Raw genomic sequence first — 24,570 nt, forward strand, 5'->3', positions numbered from 1 at the left:
GGGGCTCACGCCGACAGCGCCCGCGTCAGCGCTCTCGCCGCCGCGCACACTCGCGCGCCGACGCGTTCCATGTCGAGGCGCCGGGTCCCGCCCGTCACGGAGATGGCGGCGACCGGGCGGCGTTCGCGGGCGTAGACCGGGGCCGCGACGGCGGAGACGCCGATCTCGGCCTCCTCCAGGTTGACGCCGAAGCCGCGGGCGCGGGTCCGTGCGAGGTCGCGGGCGAGCTGGCCGGGCAGGACCAGCGTGCGCGGGGTGAGCCGGGGCAGGGAAACGCACGGCGGCCGGGGGTCGTGGGCCAGGAAGACCTTGCCCGTGGCGGTGCAGTGGGCCGGCAGGCGGCCGCCCGTGCGCGAGACGATCGGTGTGGCGCGGCGGCCGGTGAGCTTCGCCAGAAAGAGGGTGTCGGGGCCGTCGGGCACGGCCAGGTGCACGTTCTCGCCGGTCGCCTCGTAGAGGTCGCCGAGGAACGGCAGGGCGATGTCCCGCAGTTCGCGCGCGGAGGGGGCCGACTGACCGAGTACGAAGAGGGCGAGGCCGATGCGATAGCGGCCGTCGGGTCCGCGCTCCACGAGCCCCAGCCGGACCAGCTCGCCCAGCAGCCGGTGCGCGGTCGGCTTGGGCAGCCCCGTGCGCAGCGCGAGTTCGGCCAGACTCTGCGCGCCCTCGGACTCGCCGCAGGCCCGCAGCAGCGCCGCCCCACGCGCGAGTACCGACTTCGGTACCTGAGGTACCCGAGGCACCTGACTGTCCGTCATGGACCGATGGTCCGGCCCCGGCACGCGGGTGACAAGGTGCGGGTGCCTGTGAGTCGCCGGCCGCCAGAAATGTCGTACGACATCCAGGTGAGGCCGTAGGAGGCATCCCATGGCCGCCAAGTCGACCCGTCCGCCCCCTGCCGAAGGGCCGCGCCGACCCGCCTCCCCTCACCGAAGCGGCACATCGACCAGCATCGGGCGGGCCAACTCCCCTGCCCCGCCCACCAGTTCACGCAGGTGATCCGCGCTCTCCGCGCGTACCGCGTCCATCCCGAAGAACCGGGCCGCCTGTGTGAAGTCCAGTCGCCCCAACTCGGTGCCGGGGCAGGGGCCGTTGCCGCCCATCGCCTCGTACGTGTGCTGGAGCGTGCGGTACGCGCCGTTGCTCATCACCACGAACAGCACGGGAGCCGCGTACCGGGTGGCGCTCCACAGGCCCTGGAGGCCGAAGAGCGCGCAGCCGTCGCCGAGCACCGCGACGACGGGCCGTCCCGGCTCGGCGAGGGCCCGGCCGACCGCGGCGCCGATGCCCCAGCCGAGTCCGCCGCCGACGGTGTGCGTGTAGCTGCCGGGCCGTTCGAGGCGTACGAGCCGACGCAGCAACAGGCCCACGGTGATGGCCTCTTCGACGACCGCGGCGCCCGGTGGCAGCCCGCGGGCGACGGCGTGGGCGGCGGCCCAGGGGGCGAGGGGCGCAGGCGAGTACGCGGCCCGCGCGGCGGCCTCCGCGCGCTCCCGTTCGACCGTGTGCCGGTCACAGGCACGCAGCACCCGGATCTTCGCCGTGCGTTCGGAGACCCGCTCGCGCAGCAAGTCCGCGAGCCGGTCCAGGGAGGGACGGAGTGCGCCCACGACACCGTGGTCGGCCGGGAAGTTGCGGCCGATCTCGTCCGGGTCGGAGTCGAGCTGTACGACGGTGATGCCGGGCGGCAGCGCGGGACCGGGGCTGTAGTGGTGCGGCGTGAACGCGTGCGCTCCGGCGATCAGCACGGTGTCGTACGGGGCGAGCGCGGTGCGGATCGCGTCGTGGCGCGGTGGCAGCATCCCGGCGTACAGGGGGTGGGTGGTCGGGAAGTCGAGGTGGTCCGCCATCGGCTGGTGGTGCACGGGCGCTCCGCACGTCTCGGCGGTCCGGACGAGCGCGGCCATCGCGTCCTCCCGGCCCACCCCGTCCCCTGCGACGATCACCGGCCGGGCGGCGGCGCCGAGCAGGACGGCGGCCCGGTCGAGGCCCCCGGCGGGGCTGGGCCTGAGCGGCGGCGTACGGGCCGGGACGTCGACCTCCGTGTCCTCGGCCAGCAGGTCCATGGGTACGGAGAGGAACACGGGTCCCGCGGGCGGCCGTACGGCGAGTGCGAAGGCGCGGCGCAGCGCGAGCGGGAGGTCGCGGGCGTGCTGGATGTCGTAGGTCGCCTTCACCGCGGGCGCGGCGAGGGCGACGAGGTCCCCGGAGAGCATGGGGTCCTGCTGGAGGTGGCGGCGGTCCTGCTGGCCGGCCATGACGACCAGCGGGGTGCGCGAGCGGCGGGCGTTGAGCAGGCCGATGAGTCCGTTCGCGAGGCCCGCGGCAATGTGGAGGCTTACGAAGGCGGGCCGGCCGGTGGCTCGGGCGTATCCGTCCGCCATGGCGACGACCGTGCCCTCGTGGACGCCGAGGACGTACTCGGGTGCCTCCTCCGCGTCCGCGAGGGCTGCCAGGAAAGGCAGTTCCGTGGTGCCGGGGTTGCCGAAGACGCGGTCCACGCCCTCGCCGCGCAGGATGTCGAGCAGGGCGGGGGCGGGGCGGCGGCCCATCGTTGGCTCCTCGCGGGGACGGGGAACTGGGTTCGCCGGTCAGCGTCGGGGCCGCGGGGGCGGGGGGCAAGGGGGGCGTGTCGCTCAGCGGTATGGCTTGCCGCGCCGGGGGTTTTTCGCCCCCGCCGCCCCTACCCACTCCCGTCCCTTCCTCGGGGGCTCCGCCCCCGAACCCCCGCTCCTCAAACGCCGGAGGGGCTAAAGATTTCGCAGCCCGGGCCGAACACCACCAGCCCGTCCGGCGTTTGAGGACGAGCGCGTCAGCGCGATAGCGGGGGCCTGGGGGCGCAGCCCCCAGGGACGGGACGGGAAGGGGCGGCGGGGGCGAAACAACCCCCGGCCCCAAACCCTCACGCGTTCGCGAACCCCTCCCCCTTCTCCGCCTTCTCCACGAGCAGCGCCGGAGGCGCGAACCGCTCCCCGTAGCGCTCGGCAAGCTCACGCGCGCGTGCCACGAACCCCGGCAGCCCGCCCTCGTACCCGTTGACGTACTGCAGAACGCCCCCCGTCCAGCCAGGGAAGCCGATCCCGAAGATCGAGCCGATGTTGGCGTCGGCGACGGACGTGAGGACGCCCTCCTCCAGGAGCCGGACGGTGTCCAGCGCCTCGGAGAACAGCATGCGCTCCTGCATGTCCCGGAAGGGAATCTCCGCCTCGGCGGCCCCCGCGCGCGTGAAGTGCTCGCGCAGCCCGGGCCACAGCCCGGCCCGCCTGCCGTCGTCCCCGTACTCGTAGAAGCCCGCGCCGCCGCTGCGCCCGGGGCGGCCGAACTCGTCGACCATGCGGTCGATGACCGCGTCCGCGGGGTGCTCCGTCCAGGTGCCACCGGCCTCCTCGACGGCCCGCTTCGACTCGGCGCGGATCTTGCGCGGCAGGGTGAGGGTCAGCTCGTCCATCAGGGAGAGGACCTTGGCGGGGTAGCCGGCCTGGGCGGCGGCCTGCTCGACGGAGGCGGGCTCGATGCCCTCGCCGACCATCGCCACGCCTTCGTTGATGAACTGCCCGATGACGCGGGAGGTGAAGAAGCCCCGCGAGTCGTTGACGACGATCGGGGTCTTCCTGATCTGCCGTACGAGGTCGAAGGCGCGGGCGAGTGCCTCGTCGCCGGTGCGTTCGCCCTTGATGATCTCGACGAGCGGCATCTTGTCGACGGGCGAGAAGAAGTGCAGTCCGACGAAGTCGACCTGTCGCTCGACGCCTTCGGCCAGCGCGGTGATCGGCAGGGTCGAGGTGTTGGAGCACAGCAACGCGTCCGGTTCGACGATGTGCTGGATCTCCTGGAACACCTTGTGCTTGAGCGCGGAGTCCTCGAAGACGGCCTCGATGACGGCGTCGCAGCCCGCCACGTCCTGCGGATCCGCGGTCGGCGTGATGCGGGCCAGCAGCGCGTCCGCCTTCTCCTGGGTCGTACGGCCTCGGGAGACGGCCTTGGCGCAGAGCTTCTCGGAGTAGCTCATGCCCTTTGCGGCCGATTCCGCCGACACGTCCTTGAGTACGACGTCGATGCCCGCGCGGGCGCAGGAGTACGCGATGCCGGCGCCCATCATCCCGGCACCCAGGACGGCGACCCTGCGGACCGGGCGGGGTTCGATGCCCTTGGGACGGTTGGCGCCCGAGTTGACGGCCTGGAGGTCGAAGAAGAAGGCCTGGATCATGTTCTTGGAGGTCTGGCCCGCGGCCAGTTCCACGAAGTAGCGCGCCTCGATGACTTGCGCGGTCTCGAAGTCGACCTGCGAGCCCTCGACCGCCGCCGCGAGGATGTTGCGCGGCGCCGGGTAGGGCGCGCCGTTCGTCTGCTTGCGCAGGTTGGCCGGGAAGGCGGGCAGGTTGGCCGCGAACCTCGGGTTGGACGGGGTGCCGCCCGGGATGCGGTAGCCGGGCTTGTCCCAGGGCTGGCGCGACTCGGGGTTGGCGTCGATGAAGGCGCGGGCCTTGGCGAGCATCTCCTCGTGGGTGGCCGCCACTTCGTGGACGAGGCCGTTCTCCAGCGCGCGCCGCGGGCTGTACTGGGTGCCCTGGAGGAGCACCTTGAGGAGCGCGTCGGCGATGCCCAGGAGGCGTACGGTCCTGACGACGCCACCGCCTCCGGGCAGCAGGCCGAGCGTGACCTCGGGGCAGCCGATCTTGGAGCCGGGCGCGTCGAGGGCGACGCGGTGGTGGCAGGCCAGCGCGATCTCGTAACCGCCACCCAGGGCCGCGCCGTTCATGGCGGCGACGACGGGCTTGCCGAGCGTCTCGATGCGGCGGAGGTCGCGCTTGATGGCGAGGCCTCCGTCGAGGAGCTGCTGGGCGGTCTCGGGGGTGACCCGGATGAGCTCGCGCAGGTCACCGCCCGCGAAGAAGGTCTTCTTGGCGGAGGTGAAGACGATGCCGCGGACGGAGTCGGGGTCGGCCTGAACCGCCGCCTCCAGGCGGTCGGTGATCACGGCGAGCGAGTCGCGGAACGCCTGGTTCATGGTGTTCGCGGACTGGTCGGGATCGTCGAGGACCAGGGTGACGATGCCGGTCTCGTCCTGTTCCCAGCGGATGGTGGTGCTCTCGGTCATGAGGGGGTTCTCCGTAGAAGTCCGTTGGAAGTCCGTTGGTCCCGCTGGGGAGTCAGATGCGCTCGACGATCGTGGCGATGCCCATGCCGCCGCCCACGCAGAGCGTGGCGAGGCCGAATCGCTTGTCCTGGCGCTCCAGTTCGTCGACGAGCGTGCCGAGGATCATCGCGCCGGTGGCGCCGAGCGGGTGGCCGAGGGCGATCGCGCCGCCGTTGACGTTGACCTTGTCCAAGGACAGGCCCATGTCCTTCACGAAGCGCAGGACGACGGCCGCGAAGGCCTCGTTGATCTCGACGAGGTCGATGTCGTCGATGGTCAGTCCGGCCTTGGCGAGCGCCTTGCGGGTGGCGGGGGCGGGCCCGGTCAGCATGATGGTCGGCTCGGAGCCGGAGACGGCCGCGGAGACGATCCGCGCGCGCGGGGTGATCCCGTACCGCTCTCCGATCTCCTTCGAGCCGACGGCGACCAGCGAGGCGCCGTCCACGATGCCGGAGGAGTTGCCGGCGTGGTGGACGTGGTCGATCTTCTCCACCCAGTGGTACTTCTGCAGCGCCACGGCGTCGAAGCCGCCCAGGTCGCCGATGTCGGCGAACGACGCCTTGAGCCTGGCGAGCGAGTCCGCGGTGGTGCCGGGGCGCAGGTGCTCGTCGTGGTCGAGGACGACCAGTCCGTTGCGGTCCTTCACGGGGACGACGGACTTCTCGAAGCGGCCGTCCTTCCAGGCCGCGGCGGCGCGCTCCTGGGAGAGCGCCGCGTACTCGTCGACGTCCCGGCGCGAGAAGCCCTCGATGGTGGCGATGAGGTCGGCACCGATGCCCTGCGGTACGAAGTTGGTCGCGATGTTGGTCATCGGGTCGGCGAACCAGGCGCCGCCGTCGGAGGCCATCGGCACGCGGGACATCGACTCGACGCCGCCCGCGAGAACGAGGTCCTCCCAGCCCGAACGGACCTTCATCGCGGCGAGGTTGACGGCTTCCAGGCCCGACGCGCAGAAGCGGTTCTCCTGGACTCCGGCCACCGTGTCGGGCAGTCCGGCGGCGATGGCGGAGATCCGGGCGATGTCGGAGCCCTGGTCGCCGACGGGTCCGACGACACCGAGCACGATGTCGTCGATGGCGGCCGGGTCGAGTCCCGGGAAGCGGTCCCGGATCTCGTGGATGAGCCCGACGACCAGGTCGACGGGCTTGGTGCCGTGCAGGGCGCCGTTCGCCTTGCCGCGCCCGCGCGGGGTGCGGATCGCGTCGTACACGTACGCTTCGGTGGTCACGCGTGAGCCTTTCAGGGAGAGCCCGCGAGGGCCGGGAGGGTCAGCCGAGGAGGGAGCGGCCGATGATCTCCTTCATGATCTCGGTCGTCCCGCCGTAGATGGTCTGGATGCGGCCGTCGGTGAAGGCCCTGGCGACGCGGTACTCCGTCATGTAGCCGTAGCCTCCGTGCAGTTGGAGACAGCGGTCCGCGACGCGCTTCTGCAGCTCGGTGGCCCACCACTTGGCCATCGAGGCGTGCACCGCGTCGAGTTCGCCGTTCGCGTGGTCCTCTGTGCAACGGTCGACGAACGTCCTGGTGACGGCGCACTCGGTGGCCATCTCGGCTATCTCGAAGCGGATGTGCTGGAGCCGGGACAGCGGCCGTCCGAAGGCCTCGCGCTCCTTGACGTACTCGGTGGTGATCTCCAGCAGGTACTCGGCGGCGGCGATCCCGGCGACGGCGATGTTCAGCCGCTCCTGCGCGAGGTTCGTCATCAGGTGCACGAAGGCGCCGTTGAGCTCGCCCAGCAGGTTCGCCTTCGGGACGCGTACGTCGTGGAAGAACAACTCGGCGGTGTCCTGGGCCTTCTGCCCGATCTTGTCGAGGTTGCGACCGCGTTCGAAGCCCTCCATGCCACGCTCGGCGACGAGCAGGGAGAGGCCCTTCGCGCCTCCCTCGGGGGTCGTCTTCGCGACGACGACCACCAGGTCGGCCAGGATCCCGTTCGAGATGAAGGTCTTGGAGCCGTTGAGCAGCCAGTGGTCGCCCCGGTCCTCGGCGCGCGTAGTGATGCCCTGGAGGTCCGACCCGGCGCCGGGCTCGGTCATGGCGATGGCCGTGATCAGCGAGCCGTCGCAGAAACCGGGCAGCCAGCGCCGCTTCTGCTCCTCGGTGGCGAGGCCCGTCAGATACGGCCCGATGATGTCGTTGTGCAGCCCGAGCGCGAGCCCGGCGGCCCCCGCGCGCGTGAACTCCTCGGCGAGCACCACGCTGTAGCGGAAGTCGGCGTTGCCCCCGCCCCCGTACTCCTCCGGGACGGCGAGTCCGAGCAGTCCCTGTCTTCCGGCGGCCAGCCAGGCGTCCCGCGAGACGATGCCGTCCTTCTCCCACTGCTCGTAGTGCGGCAGCACCTCCTTGGCGAGGAAGGTCCGGACAGTCTCGCGGAACGCGTCGTGCTCGGGCGCGAAGATCTGCCGCTTCATTCGGTACCGTCCCTCGGTTCACTGTGGCCGCTCGCATCGCTGTGACCCTCACGCTCGGCGCTGCCCGCCGGCTCGGCGCTGCCCTTCAGGAGGTCCGGTACGTCCCAGTCGCGGGCCACGTCCGCGGTGTCGGCGCCCGGCAGCGCGGGCCCGCTGCGGACTGCGGTGGGGGTGGCGGAGAAGCGGGGCGCGGGCGCGGGCTGGGTGATGCCGCCGTGGTCGGTGAAGGTGCCGCGGGCGGCGAGATGCGGATGGTGCGGGGCCTCGCGGAGCGACAGCACCGGCGCCACACAGGCGTCGGAGCCCTCGAAGACCGCGGTCCACTCGTCCCTCGTACGCGTCCTGAAGCGGGCCGCGACTGCCTCGCGGAGGTCGCCCCAGCGGGACAGGTCCTTGCGCGCCGAGACGTACTCCCCCAGGCCGAGCAGCCGCACGAACTCCTCGTAGAACTGGCCCTCCAGAGCGCCCACCGCCATGTACTGGCCGTCGGCCGTCTCGTACGTCCCGTAGTACGGGCAGCCGCCGTCGAGGAGGTTGGCGCCCCTCCGGTCCTGCCAGCCGCCGGCGGCGAGCATGCCGTGGATCATCGAGGCGAGGTGGGCGGTGCCGTCCACGATCGCCGCGTCCACGACCTGACCCGCGCCGGTCGCGCGCGCGTGGTGGAGGGCTGCGAGGACGCCGACGACCAGGTAGAGCGAGCCGCCCGCGAAGTCCCCGAGGAGGTTCGCGGGGACGGCCGGGGGTTCGCCCGGAGCCCCGATCATGCCGAGGGTGCCGGTCAGCGCGATGTACGCGATGTCGTGGCCCGCGCGCGGGGCGAGCGGGCCCTCCTGGCCCCAGCCGGTCATCCGTCCGTAGACGAGCTTCGCGTTGCGGGCGTGGCAGGCCTCGGGGCCGACGCCGAGGCGCTCGGCGACGCCCGGACGGAAGCCCTCGATCAGGATGTCGGCGCGGTCGACCAGGTCGAGGACGCGGTCCGCGCCGTCGGGTGCCTTCAGGTCGACGATCACCGAGCGCTTGTTGCGGTTGGTGATGTCGTAGGCGGGCTTGATCGCGAGTCCCACGCCGTTCGGCCGGTCCACGCGGACGACGTCCGCGCCCAGGTCGGCCAGGAGCATGGCGGCGAACGGGCCGGGCCCGATGCCCGCCAGCTCGACCACGCGCACCCCGGCGAGCGGGCCGTGCACTGCCGTTCCTGCCGCTGCCATCAAGCCCCCAGCACTGTGACACATCTGATGTAACATCAGCGATGTTAAGAACGTGTTCCACTCCGCACAAGCCCTGGCGAGCAAGCGCTTAGTAGATTCTGGAAGCCAACCAGCAGCTTCAGCGCGCGTCCAGCTCTGCTATGAGCCTCTTTGGCGCGATGGTGCGGTAGCTCTCCTCGACCCAGTCGTACAGCAGCTCCGCCGCCGGGGCGCCCTTCTCCTCCAGCGGGACTCTCACCCAGCCCGCCTTGCCCAGGCCGTATCCGGCGGGCTCCGCGCCCGGGGAGGACAGGGCGTGGGCGTGCGCCACCTCGTCCTTGAGCTTCACGGTGACGCCCAGCGGATAGCTGCCGTCGCCGACACCGAGGAACACGAACACCTTCTTGTTGACCTTCGCGACGCTCTCGCCCCAGGGGAACTCCTCGGCCGCGCCCGGCAGTCCGAGGGCGAACTCCCGTACTTTCTCCCAGTTCTTCAGGGCGGTCCTCGTCGGGGCCACGGTTGCCTCCGGTCCGTTTCGGCAGGCCCCTCGCACGGGGTCCTGGTTCGGCTCCTCGTACCTCACGCTAGCCTCAGCCACCGACAACGGCGCGGGCTGGACGGCTGAGAGGTGCCATGAGCAGGCAGGACAGGACGGGGCGCGCGTACGACATCGTGCTCTTCGGGGCCACGGGATTCGTCGGAGCGCTCACGGCGGAGTATCTCGCCGCGCACGCTCCAGAGGGGCTGCGGTGGGCGATCGCGGCGCGCGACACCGCCAAGCTGGAACGGCTGCGGGAACGCCTGGTGTCGATCGACCCGGCCTGCGCGGAGCTTCCGCTGCTGCGGGCCGATGTCACCGATCCGGCGTCCGTGCGGGAACTCGCGCGGCACGCGCGCGTGGTGGCCACGACCGTCGGGCCCTACCTCACGTACGGCGAGGACCTGGTCGCCGCCTGCGCGGAGGCGGGCACCGACTACCTGGACCTGTGCGGCGAGTCCGAGTTCGTGGACCTCATGTACGTGCGGCACGACGCACGCGCGCGTGAGACCGGCGCTCGGCTGGTGCACGCCGCCGGCTTCGACTCGGTCCCCCACGACCTGGGCGCCTACTTCACCGTGCGTCAGCTCCCCGAAGGGGTGCCGCTGACCGTGGACGGGTTCGTGCGCGCCGGGGGCATGTTCTCGGGCGGCACCTTCGCCTCCGCCCTCAACCAGATGTCGCGCGGACGGCAGCTGCTCGCCGCGGCGCGGGACCGCAAACGGCACGAGCCCCGGCTGGTGGGACGGCGGGCCCACACGCCGTCGAGCGCTCCGCGGTACGCCAAGGAGGTCGGGGCGTGGGCGTTGCCCCTGCCCACCATCGACGCGCAGATCGTGCGGCGGTCCGCGCGGGCCCTGGAGCGGTACGGGCCCGACTTCCGATACCGGCACTACGCGGCCGTCGAGACGCTGCCGTTCGCGTTGGGCGGCGTGGCCGGGGCCGGGGCGGTCGTCGCGGCGGCGCAGGTGCCGCCGGTGCGGCGGTGGCTGTCGGACCGGCTCAAGCCCGGTGACGGGCCCAGCGAGGAGAAGCGGGCGGAGAGTTGGTTCTCGGTGCGGTTCGTCGGCGAGGGAGGCGGGCGGCGGGTGTTCACGGAGGTCTCCGGTGGGGATCCCGGGTACGGGGACACCGCCAAGATGCTGGCCGAGTCCGCGTTGTGCCTCGCCTTCGACGAGCTTCCCTCGACGTCCGGGCAGGTGACGACGGCTGTCGCCATGGGGGATTCGCTGATCGAGCGGCTGCGAGGGGCTGGGATCAGCTTTCGGGTCGCCGCCACGCGCTAGCGCTCCGCGGGACGCGTCGCACAGCTGGTGCCGGATGACTGCCGCGGGCACGCGGTGGCGTGTCGCGCAGTTCCCGGGCCGACGTCATCGGGCCCGAGGAACTGCTCAGAGCGGCCAGCCCATGACCGTGTAGATCATCCCGGCTATCCAGGCGACACCGGCGAGGACGGCGAGGAGCAGTCCGCCCATCACGGCCCGCTCGACGGGCTGGGTGGGGCTGGTGGCGGGCTTCGGGGCGCGGTGTGTCGTCATGCGGCACAGCCTGCCGATCATGGCAGGGGCCCGGCATCCGTACGGATACTCAGAACCGGTACTCAGAACGCGTACTCAGAAGCCGGTGCCGAGTACGCGTACTCAGGGGGCCGTCGCCTTCAACGCCCGGCGGCAGAGGGCGTCCGCGAGTCTGGTCGTCTCCGGTTGGCGGAAGCGCGGCGCGAGGTGGAGGGTGTGGGCGCAGGCGGTGTCCAGGGTCACCCGGTGGCCGACGGAGACGAAGACCGGCGCGACGCCCGCTTGCGTGCGCAGGGCCCGGCCGACCTCCTCCTCGCCCGCGAGCAACGGCGAGGCCGATCCGCGTGGGGCGCCCGGGGCCTCGTACGTGAAGGTGAACGGGTTCTTGGCGACGCCGATCGTCGGAAGGCCGGTGAGGACGCCGAGGTGGCTGGCCAGGCCGAAGCGGCGGGGGTGGGCGAGGCCGTGGCCGTCGCAGACGACCAGGCCCGGTTCGCAGGGCAGCGCTTCGAGGGCGGCCAGCACCGCCGGGATCTCCCGGAAGGCCAGCAGCCCTGGGACGTACGGGAACGGCACCTGTCCCACGGCCGTCGCCTCGGCGACCACGTCGAGGGTCCACGCGTCGAGCACGACGGCCGCGGCCACGACGACATCGCGCTCCTCGTCGTAGGCCACGTCGACCCCGGTCACGCGGCCGGTTCGCGGCGGCGGCCCGGGCTCGTCGAGCACCACCCGCCCCCGCAACTCGTCCTGCACGGCTCGGGCCTCGTCCTCGGTGGCGGGCCAGCCCGCGGGGATGCGTACGGTCGTCGTCATGATGTGACGAGCGTACGGCCCGCGGCCGACGGTCACTTACCGCGCCCGTTCTCCCGGGAGGATCGCTGTTCAGCGCTCCAGGCGGGCCACCCGGCCCTTCTCGCCGGAGGCCCAGCAGGCCCGGTCGGGGGTGCAGTCCACGGTGTCGTACGAGCCGGTGTCCAGGGTGCGCCAGGTGCGGCCGCCGTCCGTGGTGAGGTCGGTGCCGGTGGGGCCGACCGCGAGGGCGGACGTGCGGCTGTGCGGGAGCCAGGTGACGCCCGAGCGGTAGGCGGGTGGCGGTGTGCCGGCCGTCGTCCAGGTGCGGCCGCCGTCGCGGCTGGTCGCGGCCGCCCGCGGCGAGGCCTGGTCGGCGCGGTAGTCGCCGCCGACCGCGATGCCGTGCGTCCGGTCGCGGAAGGCGACGGCGAAGACGCCGCGCGCCGGGTCGCCCGCCGGGACCGGGGTGTCGGTGGCCGTCCAGGTCAGGCCCCGGTCGGAGGAGTGCAGCACGCGCGAACGTGCCGCCCCGCCGGTGGCCAGCCACACGTCCCGCGGCCCCGAGCTGACCAGGCACTGCCCGCTGGCCGCGAAGCCCGCCTCGCCCTCCTGGGCCGCGGGCATGCCGGCGCTCGGCAGCACCTTCCAGGAGCGGCCGCCGTCGCGGGTCGACAGAATGCGGAACTTGCCGTCGACCGGGTCGCTCATGGCCAGGCCGTGGCGGCTGTCGAAGAAGGTGACGCAGTCGTAGAAGGCCTTGGCGTCGGTGTTGCGGAACGACTCGGTCCAGGTCGCCCCGCCGTCCTCGGTCCGGAAGAGCCGGGACGCCTCGCCCTCGCCGATGGCCAGCACCACGGCACGCCTGCCGTCGAAGGCCTCGACGTCGCGGAACTCCAACTCGGCCGCGCCGGGCGGCGATACGTTCCGCCAGGTCTTGCCGCCGTCGGCGGTGCGCAGCACGGTGCCCTTGGACCCGGCCAGCCAGGCGGTGTTCCGGCTGACGGCGGAGAGCCCGCGGAAGCGGACATCCGTGCCGCTGTCCTTCAGCTCCCAGTGCGGCGACTTCCCGCCACCGGAGCCGCTGCCCGAGCCGCCGCCCGACCTGTTGTCCGCCACCTGACCCGATCCCTGGTCCGGTCCGTGCGCCTGCGCGGGTGCCGTGAACGTGGCGGCGAGCGCGAACCCGCACACCCCCGCGGTCACCAGCCGCCTCACGGATCCCGTACCTGTCGTGGACCCCGTACCCGTCGTGGATCCCATACGTCTCGTGCGTCGCGTCTTCCCCAAGCCCCTCATGGCGGGCGAAGCTAGCCCACTCCCCCAGTGGCGTCCAGATGCCCCGGAAGGCGTCGGCGGTCACTTCAGGAATCTTTGATCACATCCGTGATTGAAGGCGGTGACGGAGGTCACTCGAATTTCATGCCCTTTGGTGAGCACGGATTGGCCGCTTCGAGCGTCTCTACAAGTGCCCGGCTCATCCGTCCGCCGTTCGTTCAGCCGTCACAAGGGAGCAAGGCGTTGTCCACCGTCATCGAGCAGCCCGTAGAGGCCCGTCTCGTCGCCGCGGCTCCGCGGATGCCGAGCATTCCCGCAACACTCCGATACGACCCGCACGACCCCTTCGCCGTCCGCATGTCCTTCCCGGCCCCGGCCACCCTCGAAGGCGTGGACGTGATCTGGACCTTCGCCCGCGAGCTCCTCGCCTCGGGCCTGGAGGAGCCGGTGGGACGCGGGGACGTCCGCGTGCGGCCCTACGGGTACGACCGCATCGTCCTGGAGTTCCACGCCCCGGAGGGCACCGCCGTGGTCCACGTCCGCACGGGCGAGCTGCGGCGCTTCCTGGAGCGTACGACCCAGGTCGTGCCCTTCGGCCTGGAGCATCTGCACCAGGACCTGGACCAGCAGTTGGCCGAGCTGCTGCGGGACGCCTGCTGACCTCTTCCGGAGAGATCCCGGAGAGGTCAGCGCCCGTTCCCCAGCAGGGAGTTGAGCTCGCCGTGATCGAGTCCGCCGGCCGGCGGACTCGTACGTTCCCGTGCCCAGCAGCTCCCGCGCGGCACGGCGGACCAGTGCGTGTGCGGCCTGCGCGATGCCCGGGCCGACGCCGATCCGGGCGACGCCGAGTGCGGACAGCTCGGCTCATCCGTGGGCGGGGGCGGCTCCCGCGCTCAGCTTCCGGGCACCCCTGTCGTCGTCATCACCAGGACCACCGCCGAACGCACCTCCTGCACCGCCGTCTTCAAGGCGGGAGTCGTCGCCCCGCTGCGTTCGACCAGGTCCTCGATCCGCTTCTTGTACTGCCGCTTTTCCTTGCCCGACAGCAGCGTGCGCAGCTCGGCCCCGGCGCCGAGGGCGACGAGTGCCGCGTCCTGTTCGGACACCTCCTCGACCGGCCCGGGCCCCTCCAGTACCTCCCGGGCCTCCGCGCGCAGCCTGTCCACGACCGCGATGCGGTCGATCTCGTACTCCACGGACGGGAACACCCCGAGCACCCGTGTCTTCTCCGCGCGCAGGTACCCGTCGGCGGCGAGCTGCGCCCGTACGGCGTCCAGGGTGACGCGGGCCCGCAGGCCGACCCAGGTCTTCCACCTGTGCGGGCGGGACTCCTCGACCAGTTCCAGGAGCCCGTCGAGGACGGGGTCCCCGGTCCGGCCGTCGGGGTCCGTGGGCGTGGCGATGCCGTCCACGTCGGCGAGCAGCCCGCGCTGTGCCAGCTCGGTGAGGGCACCGGCCCGGACCAGATGGGGAAGGTGGGCGGCGTCGGTGACCTTCAGCTTCGTGGTGTCCCAGGCCAGCAGGTAGAGCCGGGCGGGCAACGAGAGGGAACCGTCGGGCACGGGGTCTCCTTGGTGCGGTCGGGGTGGGGGCTCACGTTAATTCGTTGACAGCCGTGAGGGCCCTTCGTACGGTGTATGAGGTTCTGTTGTCGCCGATTGGAGAAGGACGTTGCTCGTCTGAGGTCCTGAGACACCTCGTCACACACGTGTCCGTGTGTGCGCAGCGTGCGACCTCGGCATTCGAGCCGTCCTCCGGAACAGGGCCTTCCCCTTTCCTCCCAGGATGCCTTGCGGACCTCTGTCCGTCCTCTCGGCCGTCGTCGCCGCCCCGGTGTCTCGATACGCGTTGCCCTGACCGCATCAAGTACCGCGAGGCGCGTATGTCAACCTTCCCCACCTCCATCACCTGTACCTCCCTCTCCTTCGCCTGGCCGGACGGCACCTCCGTCTTCGATGATCTGCAGGTGGCCTTCGGACCCGGCAGGACCGGGCTCGTCGGCGTCAACGGATCAGGAAAGTCAACCCTGTTGAAGCTGGTCGCCGGTCAACTGACCCCGGCCGACGGCACCGTACGTGTCGCCGGCGAGGTCGGCTACCTGCCGCAGAACGTCACCCTGGACACCGGTCTGCGGGTCGACGAGGCGCTCGACATCGCCGCCAAGCGGGCCGCGCTGCACGCCATCGAGGCGGGCGACGTGTCCGAGGCGCACTTCGACGTCGTGGGCGACGACTGGGACGTGGAGGAGCGAGCCGTCGCGACCCTCGGCGAACTCGGCCTCGGCCACATCGAGTTGGACCGCACCATCGGTGAGGTCTCGGGCGGCGAGTCGGTCCTGCTGCGGCTGGCCGCACTGCTGCTGCGCCGGCCCGACATCCTCCTGCTGGACGAGCCCACCAACAACCTCGACCTGTACGCGCGCCGACGGCTGTACGCGGCCGTCGAGGCCTGGTCCGGAGTCCTGATCGTGGTCAGCCACGACCGTGAACTCCTGGATCTGGTCGACCAGATCGCCGATCTGCGTTCCGGAGAGGTGACCTGGTACGGCGGCAACCACTCGGCGTACGAGGAGGCGCTCGCCACCGAGCAGGAGGCGGCGGAGCGCATGGTGCGCGTCGCCGAGTCCGACCTGAAGAAGCAGAAGCGTGAACTGGCCGAGGCACAGGTCAAGTTGGCCCGACGCAAGAAGTACGGACAGAAGATGTTCGAGCAGAAGCGCGAGCCGAAGATCGTGATGGGCGCCCGCAAACGCGCAGCCCAGGAGTCCGCGGGCAAGCACCGGATCATGCACGAGGAGAAGCTGGCCGATGCCAAGGAGCGGCTCGACGAGGCCGTGGACGCCGTGCGGGACGACGACGAGATCCGCGTCGACCTGCCGTACACGGCCGTACCGCCCGGCCGGAACGTACTGACGCTCCTGGACCTGGAGTTGGCGTACGGCGCGAGCGTGGGCAGCTTCGATCTGCGCGGGCCCGAGCGGGTCGCGCTGATCGGGCGCAACGGGGCGGGCAAGACGACGCTGCTGCGAACGATCGCCGGAGAGCTGGAACCGGTCTCCGGAGAGGCGCGGGCGCATGTGCCCCTGCGTTTCCTGCCGCAGCGGCTCGACGTGCTCGACGACGAGCTGACGGTCGCCGAGAACGTGGCCCGCTTCTCGCCCGGCGCCACCAACAACCGGGTCCGGGCACGCCTGGCCCGCTTCCTCTTCCGGGGCGCGCGGGCCGACCAGCGGGCGGCGACACTCTCCGGCGGCGAACGCTTCCGGGCGGCGCTGGCCGCGCTGATGCTCGCCGAGCCCGCGCCGCAGATCCTGATGCTGGACGAGCCGACCAACAACCTCGACATGGCGAGCGTGCGGCAGCTCACCACGGCCCTGGAGTCGTACGAGGGGGCGCTGATCGTGGCCAGCCACGACGTGCCGTTCCTGGAGTCGATCGGGATCACCCGCTGGCTGCTGATGGAAGGAGGAGAACTCAGGGAAATCACGCCAGAAGCTGTCGGGTATCCCGGCTAGCTTCGGCGGCATGAGCCAGTTCACCACCGGTACGCACCAGCCCGTCACCAGCCCTGACCAGCCCGTTTCCGGTACGCACTCGTTCATCGGGGTGGTCGGGGCCCGTGAGAACAACCTTCGGGATGTGACCCTGCTCATCCCGAAGGGCCGGCTCACGGTCTTCACCGGGGTGTCGGGGTCGGGGAAGTCGTCGGTCGTCTTCGACACGATCGCGGTCGAGTCGCAGCGCCAGCTGAACGAGACCTTCACGTGGTTCGTCCGCAACCGGCTGCCGAAGTACGAGCGGCCGCACGCGGAGGCCATCGAGGATCTCTCGCCCGCGATCGTCGTCGACCAGAAGCCGGTCGGCGGCCACTCCCGGTCGACGGTGGGCACGATGACGGACGTGTACTCGGTGGTCCGGGTGCTGTTCTCGCGGCACGGCAGCCCGAGCGCGGGCCCGGCCACCGCGTACTCGTTCAACGATCCGTCGGGCATGTGCCCCGAGTGCGACGGCCTCGGGCGCACGGTCCGGCCCGACTGGGACCGCATCCTGGACCCGGACCGGTCCCTGGCCGACGGCGCGATCCTCTTCCCGCCGTTCGCCGCGGGGACCTGGCAGGGGCAGGGATACACGAACACCACTGAGCTGGACCCGCACAGGCCCGTACGTGAATTCACCACGGCCGAGCGGGAGTTCCTGCTGCGTGGGCGACCCGGCAGCAAGGTCACCATCAGCGGTTCGGGCGGCACCTGGAACACCGACTACGAAGGGCTCGCCGACCGTTTCGAGCGGTTGTATCTCAAGCGGGACCTGTCCGCGCTCAGCCAGAAGACGCGCGACCAGGTGCGGGGCTATATGACGGAGGGGCTCTGCATGGGGTGCCGGGGCGCCCGGCTGAACGAGGCGGCACTCGCCACCCGGATCGGCGCAGGGCCGGCCGGGCGGACCGGTCTGTCCATCGCCGACTGCGTCCGGATGCAGATCAGCGACCTGATCCCCGTACTGAAGGGCATCGACGACCCGGTCGCCACACCGGTCGCGGCCGCCGCCGTGGCCTCGCTGGAGCGGATCGAGGCGATCGGGCTCGGCTATCTCAGCCTGGACCGGGAGACCTCGACGCTGTCCGGCGGGGAGGGGCAGCGGCTGAAGATGGTGCGGCACCTCGGGTCGAGCCTGACCGGGATGACGTACATCTTCGACGAGCCGAGCGTCGGGCTGCACCCGCGTGACGTGGGACGGCTCGGGGACCTGCTGCTGCGGCTGCGGGACAAGGGGAACACCGTGCTGGTCGTCGAGCACGACCCGGACGTCATCGCCCTCGCCGACCACGTCGTCGACATGGGACCGGGGGCGGGGGCGGACGGCGGCCGGGTCGTCTTCGAGGGGACGCCCGGCGAGCTGGCCTCGGCCGACACCCCGACGGGCCGGTGTCTGCGCCGCCGCACCGAGGTGAAACGGCGGACGCGGACCGCCACCGGCGGGCTCTGGGTGAAGGGCGCCGGTCTGCACAACCTGCGGGACGTGACGGTCGAGTTCCCCACCGGGGTGCTGACCGCGGTGACCGGCGTCGCCGGCTCGGGCAAGAGCACGCTCGTCTCGAAGGAGTTCACGGCCGCGCACCCGGACGCCGTGGTCGTCGACCAGTCGTCCATCGGCATCTCGGCGCGGTCCACTCCGGCCACGTACCTCGGCGTCATGGACACCGTACGGAAGATCTTCGCGCGGGAGACGGGCGTGGAGGCGGGTCTGTTCAGCTTCAACTCCGAGGGGGCGTGCGGGACTTGTCAGGGTCGGGGAGTCAGCTACACCGACCTCGCGTTCATGGACCCGGTGACCACGACCTGCCCCGACTGCGAGGGGCGGCGCTTCAAGGACGAGGTGCTGCGGCTGACCGTGGGCGGCAACTCCGTCGTCGACGTACTGGAGATGACGGCCGATCAGGCCCTGGGCTTCTTCGAGGACTCGGGCGTACGCCGCCGTCTGCGGGCTCTACGGGACGTGGGGCTCACGTATCTGACACTCGGTCAGCCGTTGTCCACGCTCTCCGGCGGAGAACGGCAACGCATCAAACTCGCGACCCGGCTCCATCGGACCGGAGCGGTGTACGTGCTCGACGAGCCGACGACCGGGCTGCACATGTCGGACGTCGAGGGCCTGCTCACCCTCCTGGACCGGCTGGTCGACGCGGGCAACACGGTCCTGGTCGTCGAGCACAACCTCGACGTCGTCGCCCACGCCGACTGGATCGTCGACCTGGGGCCCGACGGCGGCAAGGAGGGCGGCAGGGTCGTCTTCGAGGGGACACCCGGGCAGCTGCTGGACGCGGAGGGGTCGTTCACGGCGGAGCACCTGCGGCGGTTCGTGGGGTAGGGCTCCGCCGGGGGCACGGGGGAGGTGATGGGCCGCGGGAGGGAGCGCGGATACGGACACACCCGCCACAATCCCCTCTCCAGCCCCGCACCCCCGGGGGCTGTTGCGACTCAGGCATGAGCTGCATGATGTGCGGGGACACAACCGGCCGAGACGGAGAAACGCACGTGCCCAGCCAGAAAGCCCTCATCCGCCGCCCGAGCCCCCGCCTGGCCGAGGGACTGGTCACGCACATCGAACGCACCAAGGTCGACGTCGAGCTGGCGGCCGAACAGTGGGAGGCGTACGCGGAGGCACTGCGTACGCACGGCTGGGAGACCGTCGAGGTCGACCCCGCCGACGACTGCCCGGACTCCGTGTTCGTGGAGGACGCGGTGGTCGTCTACCGCAACGTGGCGCTGATCGGCCGGTCGGGCGCGCAGTCGCGGCGCGGCGAGACCGCCGGGGTCGAGGAGGCCGTGGCGCGGCTCGGCTGCTCGGTGAACTGGGTGTGGGAGCCGGGCACGCTCGACGGCGGCGACGTCCTGAAGGTCGGCGACACGATCTACGTCGGCCGGGGCGGACGGACCAACGGGGCCGGCATCCAGCAGCTGCGGGCGGCCTTCGAACCGCTCGGCGCCCGCGTCGTCGCCGTACCGGTGAGCAAGGTGCTGCACCTGAAGTCGGCCGTCACCGCGCTTCCGGACGGCACGGTCGTCGGGCACGAGCCACTGGTGGACACCCCTTCGGTCTTCCCGCGCTTCCTCGGGGTGCCGGAGGAGTCCGGCGGCCACGTGGTGCTCCTCGGCGGCGGCAAGCTGCTGATGGCGGCCAGCGCACCCAAGACGGCCGAGCTGTACGCCGATCTCGGCCACGAGCCCGTCCTCGTCGACATCAGCGAGTTCGAGAAGCTCGAAGGCTGCGTGACATGCCTCTCGGTCCGGCTCAGGGGGCTGTATGCCTGAACGACCGAAGCTGACGCCCTTCACCCCCCGGGACCTGCGTGTCCGCCAGGTGGACGACTCCGCGAAGTGGTTCTTGTCGACCTCCGGAGAGATCGTTCCTGATCAGGGCTCTTTACCTCGCGCTTAACCTACGGCATCGTAACCTACGGATACGTAGCCTACGATGCCGTAGGTTGTGTGAACGCTCAGCATTTTCGTCCCCCCTGGAGCCCCCGTGACGATCACTTCTCCCCATCTCGGCAGCCCGTCCTCCGACTGGACCGACGCACGGCTGCTGTACGCGCTGGAAGAAGTGGTGGAGACCGAGCTCAACCGTCACCTGAAGGTCGCCAAGGACTGGATGCCGCACGAGTACGTGCCCTGGTCCGACGGTCGCAACTTCCCCGGAATCTTCGAGGACGGCGAGGCCTGGAGCAAGGAACAGTCCAAGGTCACCGAGCTCGGCCGCATCGCACTGGTCGTGAACCTCCTGACCGAGGACAACCTGCCCAGCTACCACCACGAAATCGCTTCTCTCTTCGGCCGCGACGGCGCCTGGGGCACCTGGGTGCACCGCTGGACCGCCGAGGAGGGCCGCCACGGCATCGTGATGCGCGACTACCTGCTCGCGTCGCGCGCCGTGGACCCGGACCAGCTCGAAGCCTTCCGCATGATGCACATGAGCGAGGGATTCGAGTCGGACAACCGACACTCGATGCTGCACTCCGTCGCGTACGTCGCCTTCCAGGAGCTCGCGACCCGCGTCTCGCACCGCAACACGGGACACCAGTCGGGCGACCCCGTCTGTGACCGCATGCTGGCGCGCATCTCGACCGACGAGAACCTGCACATGGTCTTCTACCGCAACCTGCTCAAGGCCGCGTTCGAGCTCGCCCCCGACCTGACCATGCAGGCCGTGCGGGACGTCATCGTCCAGTTCCGGATGCCCGGACACGGCATGCCCGGCTTCGAGCGGGCCGCCGCGCAGATGGCGATCGGCGAGGTCTACAACATGCGGATCCACCACGACGACGTGCTGATGCCGGTGCTGCGTCACCTCAAGGTCCTGCAGATCGACGGCCTGGGCCCCGAGGGCCTCAAGGCCCAGGAAGAGCTCGGTCTCTACATGGGCGGGCTCGACGCCGAGGCCGCCAAGTTCGACGAGAAGCTCGCGGCCCGCAAGGCGCGGATGGCGGCGAGGGCTGCCGCCGTTTAACCGGTCGGCTCCGGGCGGGTGCGGTCGTTCGTCGGCTGCCGGCCGCCCCGGGCTGACGCGCCCACCCGGCGGGGCCGCATTTCGACGCAGCCCCGCCCCCTGCGGGCGCCCCTCACTCGTACGCCGTCACCTGCGCCAGTGCCGCGTCGCGGACGTCGGGCTGCGGGTGGCGGCGCAGCGCCCGTAGCTGGGCCCGCCACTCAGGCGCCCAGCCCGTGCGGGTGCCGAGCGTGGCCGTGATCGCTGTGGCCAGCAGTCCCTCGCTGTGGCCGCCGTGGACAGTCAGCCGCCCGGCGACGCCGAGCAGGATCCCGGCGTCGCCCTCCTGCGTCCGGCGGAGTCTGGCGGCGAGTTCCGTGGCGGTGCGCGCGGCGAGCACCGGCCGCCCTTCCGTCAGCGCGGCCAGCCGGTCCAGGGCCGTGTCGACCCGGTCCGCCTCCGCGTCCAGGTCGAGATGGTACGCCGCGATGTTGGCGGCCTGCGGTACGAATCCGTCGTACCCCGCGAGCAGCTCACCGGCCCCGAGGGCCGCTTCCCTGATGGGCCCGGCGGCCGTTCTGGCCTGCTGGGCGAGCCGGGCGACGAGGTGCTCGACGCGTTGGCGGGCAGGGCGGTCGCGACGGGGTTCGGCGTCGGCGAGAGCGAGCGTGACGTCGGCGGCGAAAGTGTCGGCCTCGTCCGGCCTGCCTCCCGCACCTTGTCGCGCATCACCGTCGCTCGCGGGATCCGCCGCCGTTTCGGCATGGATCCCGGCGTCGGTATCAGTCACGGCCTCGGCCTCGGCCAGTACGCGCAGAGCTTCCCGCAGACCTCTCGCTCCCCCGGCCGACCCCGCCGCCGCGACCACCAGCCCTTCCGCCGCCGCCCGCCAGCTCGTGCGGTTCGACAGGTCCGCCGTGGCCGAGGCCAGGACCGAGGGGCTGTCCGGGGACCAGGGAGCCCAGTGGGACAGGGCGCCGAAGGCGAGATTCGCCGTCGCCGGGTCGTCGGTCGCGCACACGTCACGGACGAGGCGGGCGTACCGCGCGCGGTGCCGTTCCGGCAGGCCGAGGGGCGAGACGCGCAGGACGGCCGCGCGCAGGACGGGTTCGGCGCCCGAGGCGTCGCGCAGAAGCGTCCAGACGCTCTCCTCGGTGAGCAGCGCGCCCGCGAAGGCGACACACACGGCCCGGACGTCGAGGTGGGCGCCGGGCCGCCCGTACGCCTCGGTGAGGAGTCCCGCGGCCACCGGTACCGGGAGCCGGGCCGCGGCGAGGCGGGCGGCCTCCTTGCGGCTGGTCACCTTGACGCCCGAGGCGAGCAGCACCTCGCGCAGCTGTCCCACGAGCCGCGAGGGCGCCACGTGCCGGGATGCCCGCGTGGCCGCGTACACGGCGACGCGCGCGCGGTCGCCCCCGGCGTGCGCGAGGAGTTCGGGCAGTGCGTCGCCCGGCCGGTCGGTGTGGACGAGCGCGCCGAGCGCGGCCTCCGCGAGCACCACGTCCGACGAGCCGGTCCAGTCGCGTACGAGTCCGACGCCCGCGCCCGGTATCCGCGCGCCCTGCTCGATGGCGGCCACCCGCGCGTACGACGGCAGCCCGGCGTCGGCGGCCTGCTCGGCCAACTGCCGGGCCACGACCTCCTGTTGACGTGGCAGCCAGCGTCGTACGTCGTGGGTCACGGACACGGTCCACGGGCTGCCTTTGGTGAGGAAGCGCCCATACGGCGGGGTGTCCGCGAGGAGCACGTCGAGGAGGTCGGTGCGGCGTCGGGTGATCACGCGCAGGACCGGCCACAGGGTTCCCGCCGAGGGTTCGAGCGAGAGGACGCGCGCGGCCCGTTCGTCGCGGGTGGCGGGCGGCTCCAGCCACAGCTCGACCGCGTTTCGTACGGTCGTGTCGTTGCCGAACCTGACGGCCTGCCACAGGAGTTCCTGCAGTTCGGGTATGCCCGCGGCGCGACGTCCCACGGCCCTGGCGAGAGCGAAGGCGAGGCTGAAGTCGGCCTTCTCCGCGCCCGCCTCGATCCACGGCCGCAGCGCCTCGTACACCTGGTGTTCCTGGCCGCGCCGCAGCTTCGCGTCGAGTCGGCCCAGGTCGGCGCCTCCGGTGTTCCCGGAGATCCGGACGAGTGTGCGCAGCGCCCAGTTCACCAACTCCCGGGACCCGCCCGCCGCGTGCTCCTTCAGCACGGACAGGGCGAGTTCGCTGAGGTTGCCCCGGGTCTGGTGGGAAGAGTCCCGGGCCTCGACGGCGTCGGCGGCGATCCGGTCGAGGTGCGGTTCGGCGTCCTCGGTGAACAGGGCGGGCGGGGTGCGGGACATCGCGTACAGGGCGGGCAGTCGCACCGGATCCTGCTCGTTGCGCAGCCTGGCCGACTCCTCCAGTACGGAGGTGACGGCAGCAAAGTCGCCGGAGCGGGCGGCGTTGCGGATCAGCAACGGCCAGGCCAGCGCCCGGTCTTCGGCGGCGGGGCGGCGTGTCGCCTCGATGAGCCGCTCCCTTGCCTCCGCGACGGGCAGGAAGGATTCGGCGAGCAGCACGGTGCCCCATGCCTCGCCGCGCTCGCGCGCCGCGGCGGCCATCCGCCGGGCCTCCTCGGCGACGCAACTGCGCGGCAGCGCCTCAAGGATGACCGCGTCCACGGCGGCACCGCCCGCGCCCCGGCCCGCGGTGGCCGACGTGTAGAAGGCGTGACGGCGAGCGGGCGGCAGGGCACGGAGGTGCGGCGCGAGGCCACCCGACTCGGCCAGCATCCGCCCGTACATGGCGAGTTCCTCCGCCCCGGATCGCGCCAGTCTGCGTTGCAGCGAGCGATTGCGTGTACCGATGTAGGAGGGGAAGCGGCCCGAAATCAGCAGCTGGAGAACGCGGTCGGGCGCGACGGCGGCGAACGCGCCTGCCTGATCGAGGAGTTGAGAGGGGATCCTGGAGGGTCCGAGACGCTCGGCCAGCTCCAGCACACGCAGTGGCTCGGCGGTCACGGCGGCGACGACGACCTCCGCGTACCGCTGCCACCAGGCGTCGCGCAGCGACTCCGGCAGGTCGGCCAACTCCCGCTCCGCCACGTCCAGCAGGGTTCTGGGGTGCCGCCGACCGAGGGACTTCGAGCCCTGTACGGCGTGCAGCAGCAAGGGCAGCAGCCGGGCGACCGTCTCCGGGGAGCACCCGGGCAGCAGCCGGGCCGCCTCCTCGTCGCCCCATTCCGCCCGCACCCCGTCGACGAGCCGGTCCGCCAGCGCGGTGCGCCGGCCCGCGACGACAGCACGCAGCAGCTGGCGGCGTATCGCCTCGGGCGCGTCGGTGAGCGCCGACTCGTAGGCGGAGTCAGGCACTTGGAGACTTTCGGCGGTGCGCAACGCGTGTCCGCGCACAAAGGAGTCCGGATCGGCGATACGCGCCGCGATCCACTCGGTGTCCCCGGCGACCGCCGCCGCGACGACGGCGAGCCCTCGCTCATAGGCGCCGCGCGTTTCGAGCTCGTCCAGCAGCGGACGCGTCTCCGCCAACTCCCGGGTGCGAGCGGCGAGTTCGCGCATGCGCAAGGGGTACGGGAGTGGATCGAGGGCGTTCAGCAGGCTCTCGGCCTGGTGCCGCGGGGTGTGGACCATGGGGTGGATTGTGCCTGCCGGGGACCGTGGTGCGCGCCGAAATACCGATGCGGCCCACCGCGAACCCGAAAGCCACCCATCGTGCCCCGACCGTCCGCACTACGCATTTAAC

The 24,570-nt window shown here is 71.8% G+C and carries 18 protein-coding genes; 6 read left to right on the plus strand and 12 right to left on the minus strand.

Going from position 1 to position 24,570, the window contains the following annotated elements; translation table 11 throughout:
* Positions 1-5 precede the first annotated feature (5 nt).
* From ACH4YP_RS02660 to ACH4YP_RS02690, 7 genes are all read right to left on the minus strand, one after another.
* Positions 6-758 carry an IclR family transcriptional regulator gene (locus tag ACH4YP_RS02660; RefSeq protein WP_361070904.1) on the minus strand — a complete coding sequence of 251 codons (753 nt, stop codon included), beginning with the start codon at positions 756-758 and terminating at the stop codon, positions 6-8.
* A 168-nt stretch (positions 759-926) separates the two neighbouring features.
* Complete coding sequence (locus ACH4YP_RS02665; protein ID WP_361070907.1) at positions 927-2,552, minus strand: thiamine pyrophosphate-binding protein; 1,626 nt, start codon at positions 2,550-2,552, stop codon at positions 927-929.
* A gap of 350 nt (positions 2,553-2,902) precedes the next feature.
* Complete coding sequence (locus ACH4YP_RS02670) at positions 2,903-5,098, minus strand: 3-hydroxyacyl-CoA dehydrogenase NAD-binding domain-containing protein (protein WP_398488991.1); 2,196 nt, start codon at positions 5,096-5,098, stop codon at positions 2,903-2,905.
* A 52-nt stretch (positions 5,099-5,150) separates the two neighbouring features.
* Positions 5,151-6,365, minus strand: a complete 1,215-nt coding sequence (locus ACH4YP_RS02675) for an acetyl-CoA C-acetyltransferase (protein ID WP_398488993.1) — start codon at positions 6,363-6,365, stop codon at positions 5,151-5,153.
* A gap of 40 nt (positions 6,366-6,405) precedes the next feature.
* Positions 6,406-7,548, minus strand: a complete 1,143-nt coding sequence (locus ACH4YP_RS02680) for an acyl-CoA dehydrogenase family protein (protein ID WP_398488994.1) — start codon at positions 7,546-7,548, stop codon at positions 6,406-6,408.
* The gene (locus ACH4YP_RS02685) at positions 7,545-8,756 is read right to left on the minus strand and encodes a CaiB/BaiF CoA transferase family protein (protein ID WP_398488995.1); all 1,212 of its coding nucleotides are present in this window, start codon (positions 8,754-8,756) and stop codon (positions 7,545-7,547) included. Before ACH4YP_RS02685 ends, ACH4YP_RS02680 begins: the two co-directional genes overlap by 4 nt.
* Positions 8,757-8,874: 118 nt before the next feature.
* Entirely contained in the window at positions 8,875-9,255 is a 381-nt protein-coding gene (locus ACH4YP_RS02690) for an MmcQ/YjbR family DNA-binding protein (protein WP_398488996.1), read from the minus strand.
* Between the two features lie 116 nt (positions 9,256-9,371).
* On the opposite strand from ACH4YP_RS02690, the gene ACH4YP_RS02695 reads away from it, so the two are divergent.
* Entirely contained in the window at positions 9,372-10,562 is a 1,191-nt protein-coding gene (locus ACH4YP_RS02695) for a saccharopine dehydrogenase family protein (protein ID WP_398488998.1), read from the plus strand.
* Between the two features lie 105 nt (positions 10,563-10,667).
* On the opposite strand, the gene mmpA is transcribed toward ACH4YP_RS02695, so the two are convergent.
* From mmpA to ACH4YP_RS02710, 3 genes are all read right to left on the minus strand, one after another.
* Positions 10,668-10,814, minus strand: coding sequence for a morphogenic membrane protein MmpA (mmpA, locus tag ACH4YP_RS02700; protein ID WP_361051748.1), 147 nt, complete (start codon positions 10,812-10,814; stop codon positions 10,668-10,670).
* A gap of 102 nt (positions 10,815-10,916) precedes the next feature.
* Positions 10,917-11,609 (minus strand): endonuclease V, encoded by a 693-nt coding sequence (locus tag ACH4YP_RS02705; RefSeq protein WP_361051706.1) that lies wholly within the window; start codon positions 11,607-11,609, stop codon positions 10,917-10,919.
* 69 nt (positions 11,610-11,678) lie between these two features.
* A complete protein-coding gene (locus ACH4YP_RS02710; RefSeq protein ID WP_398489460.1) occupies positions 11,679-12,794 on the minus strand; it encodes a WD40/YVTN/BNR-like repeat-containing protein in 1,116 nt (371 codons plus the stop codon).
* 312 nt (positions 12,795-13,106) lie between these two features.
* Between ACH4YP_RS02710 and ACH4YP_RS02715 the strand changes: the two genes are divergently transcribed.
* Positions 13,107-13,523 (plus strand): SsgA family sporulation/cell division regulator, encoded by a 417-nt coding sequence (locus ACH4YP_RS02715; RefSeq protein WP_361051701.1) that lies wholly within the window; start codon positions 13,107-13,109, stop codon positions 13,521-13,523.
* 233 nt (positions 13,524-13,756) lie between these two features.
* Here ACH4YP_RS02715 and ACH4YP_RS02720 read toward each other — a convergent pair whose 3' ends face one another.
* Positions 13,757-14,425 (minus strand): GPP34 family phosphoprotein, encoded by a 669-nt coding sequence (locus tag ACH4YP_RS02720; RefSeq protein ID WP_398489000.1) that lies wholly within the window; start codon positions 14,423-14,425, stop codon positions 13,757-13,759.
* Between the two features lie 320 nt (positions 14,426-14,745).
* On the opposite strand from ACH4YP_RS02720, the gene ACH4YP_RS02725 reads away from it, so the two are divergent.
* The 4 genes from ACH4YP_RS02725 (at position 14,746) to ACH4YP_RS02740 (ending at position 20,869) form a co-directional block, all read left to right on the plus strand.
* Positions 14,746-16,377, plus strand: a complete 1,632-nt coding sequence (locus tag ACH4YP_RS02725; protein WP_398489002.1) for an ABC-F family ATP-binding cassette domain-containing protein — start codon at positions 14,746-14,748, stop codon at positions 16,375-16,377.
* Positions 16,378-16,387: 10 nt separating this feature from the next.
* Positions 16,388-18,730, plus strand: coding sequence for an ATP-binding cassette domain-containing protein (locus ACH4YP_RS02730; protein ID WP_398489003.1), 2,343 nt, complete (start codon positions 16,388-16,390; stop codon positions 18,728-18,730).
* 167 nt (positions 18,731-18,897) lie between these two features.
* Positions 18,898-19,674, plus strand: coding sequence for a dimethylargininase (ddaH, locus tag ACH4YP_RS02735; protein WP_361051687.1), 777 nt, complete (start codon positions 18,898-18,900; stop codon positions 19,672-19,674).
* A 214-nt stretch (positions 19,675-19,888) separates the two neighbouring features.
* A complete protein-coding gene (locus tag ACH4YP_RS02740; protein WP_361051684.1) occupies positions 19,889-20,869 on the plus strand; it encodes an acyl-ACP desaturase in 981 nt (326 codons plus the stop codon).
* A gap of 112 nt (positions 20,870-20,981) precedes the next feature.
* Here ACH4YP_RS02740 and ACH4YP_RS02745 read toward each other — a convergent pair whose 3' ends face one another.
* Positions 20,982-24,458 carry a hypothetical protein gene (locus ACH4YP_RS02745; protein WP_398489005.1) on the minus strand — a complete coding sequence of 1,159 codons (3,477 nt, stop codon included), beginning with the start codon at positions 24,456-24,458 and terminating at the stop codon, positions 20,982-20,984.
* Positions 24,459-24,570: the final 112 nt, after the last annotated feature.

This window comes from Streptomyces sp. NPDC020747, assembly GCF_044334695.1.
GTDB lineage: Bacteria > Actinomycetota > Actinomycetes > Streptomycetales > Streptomycetaceae > Streptomyces.